The 5,228-nt window shown below is 74.6% G+C and carries 3 protein-coding genes; 1 reads left to right on the plus strand and 2 read right to left on the minus strand.

Annotated elements, in window-relative coordinates:
* Positions 1-3,085: BTAD domain-containing putative transcriptional regulator (locus tag AB0E96_RS37835; protein ID WP_359830898.1), on the plus strand; the 3,085-nt coding region annotated here is incomplete at its 5' end.
* A 187-nt stretch (positions 3,086-3,272) separates the two neighbouring features.
* On the opposite strand, the gene AB0E96_RS37840 is transcribed toward AB0E96_RS37835, so the two are convergent.
* Together AB0E96_RS37840 and AB0E96_RS37845 are read right to left on the minus strand one after the other, a co-directional pair.
* Positions 3,273-4,085, minus strand: a complete 813-nt coding sequence (locus tag AB0E96_RS37840; RefSeq protein ID WP_359830900.1) for an ABC transporter permease — start codon at positions 4,083-4,085, stop codon at positions 3,273-3,275.
* Positions 4,082-5,104 (minus strand): ATP-binding cassette domain-containing protein, encoded by a 1,023-nt coding sequence (locus tag AB0E96_RS37845; protein ID WP_359830902.1) that lies wholly within the window; start codon positions 5,102-5,104, stop codon positions 4,082-4,084. Before AB0E96_RS37845 ends, AB0E96_RS37840 begins: the two co-directional genes overlap by 4 nt.
* Positions 5,105-5,228: the final 124 nt, after the last annotated feature.

Below are 5,228 nucleotides of genomic sequence, written 5' to 3' on the forward strand. Positions count from 1 at the left end.
GGCGCTGTGGCGCGGCCCGGCGCTGGCCGACCTGCCGGACCGCACCGGCCCGGCCGTCCGGCTGGAGGCCCAGCGGGAGGAGGCGCGCCGCCACCGGATCACCGCCGACCTCGGCCTCGGCCGGGCCGCCGAGCTGGTCGCCGAACTGGCCGAGCTGTGCGAACGGCAGCCGCTGGACGAGCCGTTGCAGCTGCTGATGATCCGGGCGCTGCACGAGAGCGGGCGGACGGCCGAGGCGCTGCGCCACTACGAGCGGACCAGGCGCGCGCTGGCGGAGGAGCTCGGCGTCGACCCCGGGCGCGGACTCCGTTCCCTGTACGCCGAGTTGCTCGCACCGGAGAAGCCGCTGGCCCCGGAGAAACCGGAGAGGCCGGAGAAGCCGGGGGCGTCGATGGTGCCCGGGACGCCCGGCGTGGCGCCGCACCCGCCCGCCCCGGAGCCCGCCCGAACCGTTCCCGCCGCGACCCCCGCCGTCGCCCCCGCGCCCCAACCCCAGCGCCCCGGCGGCAACTTGCGCGGACGCCTGACCAGCTTCGTCGGCCGCGAGGACGATCTCACGCTCCTGCGCGGCATGCTGACGGACCGTCGGCTGGTGACCCTGACCGGCCCCGGCGGCTCCGGCAAGACCAGCCTGTCGACCGAGGCCGGCCGCGCCGAGCAGTCCGCGGGCGGCTGGCCGGACGGCGTCTGGGTGGCCGAACTCGCCCCGCTGGAGAGCCCGGGTGCGGTGCCCGCCGCCGTGGTCTCCGCGCTCGGCCTGCGCGAGATCGTGCTGCACAGCACCAGCATGGTCGCCGAAGTGATCGAGAAGCGGGCCGAGGACCCGGTGCGGCGGCTGGTCGAGCACTGCCGCCACCGCCGCATGCTGCTCGTCCTGGACAACTGCGAGCACCTGATCCAGGCCGCCGCCGACCTCGTCGACGTGCTGCTCGCCGAGTGCCCCGGGCTGACGGTGCTCGCCACCAGCCGCGAGCCGCTGGGCGTCCCCGGGGAGACGGTGCTGCCGGTCGAACCGCTGCCGGACCCGGTCGCGCTGCGGCTGTTCGCCGAACGCGCGGCGACCGCCCGTCCCGGCTTCGACCCGCTCGGCGACCCGGAGTCCTGCGCCGAGATCTGCCGCCGGCTGGACGGGCTGCCGCTGGCCATCGAGCTGGCCGCGGCCCGGCTGCGGGTGATGACCCCGCGCCAGATAGCCGACCGGCTGGACGGCCGGTTCGCGCTGCTCACCGCGGGCAGCCGCACCCTGCTGCCGCGCCAGCAGACGCTGCGCGCGGTGGTCGACTGGAGCTGGGACCTGCTGGGCAAGCGGGAGCGGGCGGTGCTGCGCCGGCTCTCGGTGTTCGCGGGCGGCTGGCAGCTGGAGGACGCCGAGGCGGTCTGCGCCGACGGCGTCGAGGTGGCTCCCGGCGAGGTCGCCGACCTGCTGCTGTCGCTGGTCGACAAGTCCCTGCTGGTGGCCGACCTGGACGGGGCCAGCCTGCCGCGCTACCGGATGCTGGAGACCATCCACGAGTACGCGACGGAGCGCCTCGCCGGGTCCGCCGCCGAGCGCGCCGCCACCGAGGCCCGCCACCTGGCGCACTTCCGCGCCATCATCTCCGTCTCCGACGCGCAGATCCACGGCCCCCGGCAGCTGCACTGGCTGGCCGTGCTGGAACGCGAGCAGGACAACATCCGGACGGCGCTGCGCCGGGCGATCGACCTGCGGGACGAGGACCAGGCGCTGCTCCTGACGCTCGGCATGAGCTGGTACTGGTCGCTGCGCGGGTTCAGCATGGAGGCGCGCACCTGGTACGACGCGGTCGCCGCGCTCGGCCCGGACCCGTTCGGCCCGGACTCCCCGCCGCCCGTGCCGCTGGAGCGCAGCGTGTTCCGCTACGACCTGCCGCTGCCCACGGGGGTGGTCGAGGAGGCCCGCCGACTGCTCGCGATGTACCGGCTGATCGGGCTGTTCGAGGGCAACCTGGACGTCCTCGGCGACCCGGCGGCGGTCGAGGTCGCCCAGCGGCTGCTGGACGCCTACAACCCCGACGCCCGCGCCTCGGACCTGCCGCAGGCCTACCGCTTCCCGGGGCTGATGCGGGTGTTCGGCGCCTTCCTGGCCGGCCGCCCGGACATGATGAAGCAGCTGATCGACGATGCCGTCCGGGGCTGCGAGCAGTACGGCGAGGTGAGCGACCTGGCGTTCATCCTGCAGGTGCGGGCCAGGATGATGAACGACTGGCCGAGCGGTGCGGAGCAGAGCATCGTGGACGGCGAGCGCTCGCTGGAGCTGTACGAGCGGTCGGGCGACCTGTGGGGGATCTCCCAGGCGCTGTCCGCGCACGGCGAGTCGCTGGCCAACCGGGGCGAGGCCGAGGCCGCCGCCGCGGCCTACGGCCGGGCGATCGAGCTGGTCGAGGAGCTGGGGGCGCCGCAGGAGCTGCCGATCCTGCGGGTGAACCTGGGCACCGCCCTGCTGGAGCAGGACATGGACCGCGGCGAGCGGGTCATCCGGGAGGCGCTGGCCTCGATCGGGACCCCGGGCCTCAACCAGTCCACCACCGGGGCGCTGATGTTCGGCCACCTGACGCTCTGCGGCCTCCACGCCCATCGCGGCGAGTTCGCGCGGGCGCTGGCCGAGCTGGACCGGCTGGACGCCGTCCGGGTCGGCGGCTTCGCGCCGAGCCTGGTGACCGGGATGCTGCTGAGCTCCCGCGGCTGGATCGTCGCCAGGGCGGGGGATCCGGAGGCGGGGCTCGGGCTGCTGCGCGACGGCTGGCGGCAGCTGCGGGCGGTGACGGCCGCGAGCGGCTTCGCCGAGCACATGACGGTCCTGGTGGTGCCCGCGGTGGTGGCGGTGCTGGGCGGCTTCGTCGAGCGGGACGGGGACCTGGAGCGGGCCCGGACGGCGGCCGTGCTGCTCGCCGCGCACGGCGGGCTGAACGGCCCCAAGGGCGGCTTCCTGGACCGGGCCGAGCGTGCGCGCGCGGAGTCCCTCCTGCGGGAGCGGCTGGGCGGGGCCGGGTACGAGGAGGCCAGGGCCGGCGGGGTCGGGATGACCCAGGAGCAGGTCTTCGAGCTGCTGCAGGGGCTGATCGGCTAGCCCGCGCGATCGGTGCGGACGGCGGGCCGACGCGGCGGGTCGGCACGGTGGGCCCGCGCGGCCGGTGCCCGTCCCCTGGTCACCGGCCGCGCGGGCCCGTACGGCAGCCGGCGCCTGTCCCGGGCGTCCGGCCGTCCTGTCCGTCGGCCCCCGCCCTCCCGCGGGAGGGCCGACGGTGGCTGCGGGGTCAGGTCCGCTTGCGGAAGCGGGCGACCGCGAGCGGCGCGAAGACCGCGGTGACGGCGGCCGACCAGATCAGCACGATCATCACCGGGTGGGCCACCGCGCCCTCGCCGTTGAGCAGGGAACGGGAGGCGTCGGCCAGCGCCGACAGCGGGTTGATCTTGGTGAAGGACTGCAGCCAGCCCGGCATGGTGTCCGTCCGGGCGAAGATCGAGCTGCCGAACTGCATCGGCATCAGGACCAGCATGGCCACGCCCTGGACGGCCTGGGCGCTGCGCAGGGCCATGCCCAGCAGCATCGAGATCCAGACGATCGACATGCCGAACAGCAGGGCCAGGCCGATGGTGGCCAGCACCTCCAGCGGGCCGGTCTTCACCTCGAAGCCGATGCACATCGCGAAGCCGATCAGGATCGCGAAGGAGAGCAGCCCGCGGAGGGTCTCGGCGGCGAGCTTGGAGAGCAGAACCGAGGCCCGGCCGATCGGCAGGGTGCGGAAGCGGTCCATCACGCCGGTCTGGAAGTCGCTGTTGAGGCCGGTGCCGACGGCCATCGCGAGGGTGAGGCCGGTCTGCCCGAGCAGGCCCGGGATCAGGTACTGCTTGTAGGTGTCCTGGTCGCCGGCCATCGCGCCGCCGAAGACGTAGACGAACAGCACGGTGAAGATGATCGGCATCAGCACGGCGTCGAACATCGACTCCGGGTCGGCCTTGATCCGCATCAGGTTGCGCCTGGTCAGCGCGCCGACGTGGCGCAGCGTGCCGGTGAGCCCGATCCGGCTGTCCTCCACCCGGGAGGGGGCGAGCGTGGCGGTGGTCATGCGACGGGCTCCTTGGCGAGGCTGGGGGCGGGCTCCGCGGCGGTCGCGGGCTTGCCGGTGATGGCGAGGAAGACCTCGTCCAGGCTGGGCACCTTGGTGTCGATGCCGGCGATCGCGAAGCCGCGGGTGCCGAGGGCCCCGATCACCGCGGTCAGCTGCGCGTCGTCGGTGATCGGCACCGCGAGCAGCCCGGTGTCGGCGGAGACGGTGGCGCTGCCGATGCCGGTGTCCCGCAGGCAGCGGGCCATGTCCGGCAGCTCGGCCGGGTCGGTGGGGCGCACCTGGAGGGTCTGGCCGCCGACCTTGGCCTTCAGCTCGGAGACGGCGCCGTTGGCGATCACCCGGCCGCGGTCGATGACGGTCAGCTCGTTCGCGAGCTGCTCCGCCTCCTCCATGTACTGGGTGGTCAGCAGCACGGTGGTGCCCTCGGAGACCATCCGCTGCACCTCGTCCCAGACCTCGTTGCGGGTGCGCGGGTCCAGGCCGGTGGTGGGCTCGTCCAGGTAGAGCACCCGGGGGCGGCCGATCATGCTGGCGGCCAGGTCGAGGCGGCGGCGCATGCCGCCGGAGTAGGTCTTGGCGGTCCGCTTGGCCGCCTCGGTGAGCGAGAAGCGCTCCAGCAGCTCGGCCGCCCGGGCCCTGGCCTCGCGGCGGGAGAGGTCCAGCAGCCGGCCGATGAGGTAGAGGTTCTCGTACCCGGAGAGCAGCTCGTCCACGGAGGCGTACTGGCCGGTGAGGCCGATCGTGCGGCGCAGCTGCTTGGGCTGGCGCAGCACGTCGTAGCCGCCGACGTACGCGGTGCCGGCGTCCGGCTTGATCAGGGTGGAGAGGACGCGCACCAGGGTGGTCTTGCCCGCGCCGTTGGGGCCGAGCAGGGCCAGGACGGTGCCCTCCCGGACGCTGAGGTCGACCCCGTCGAGGGCCTTGGTCTCGCCGAAGTGCTTGACGATGCCCTGCACCTCCACGGCGTTTCCGGAGGTGGTTCCCCGGTCGTTCGGGGCTGTCGCGATTCGTGTCATGCCCCCAGGCTGCCCGGCCCCGCTGTCAGCCCCCTGTCGCCCCCCGGCCGCCCACTGTCACGCCGCTGTCAGCGGCCGCCGGCCCCGCGCGACGGCTCCGGGGCCGGTCCCGGGTACGGCCGCG

The sequence above is a fragment of the Kitasatospora sp. NPDC036755 genome, from assembly GCF_040636595.1.
Classification (GTDB): Bacteria; Actinomycetota; Actinomycetes; order Streptomycetales; family Streptomycetaceae; genus Kitasatospora.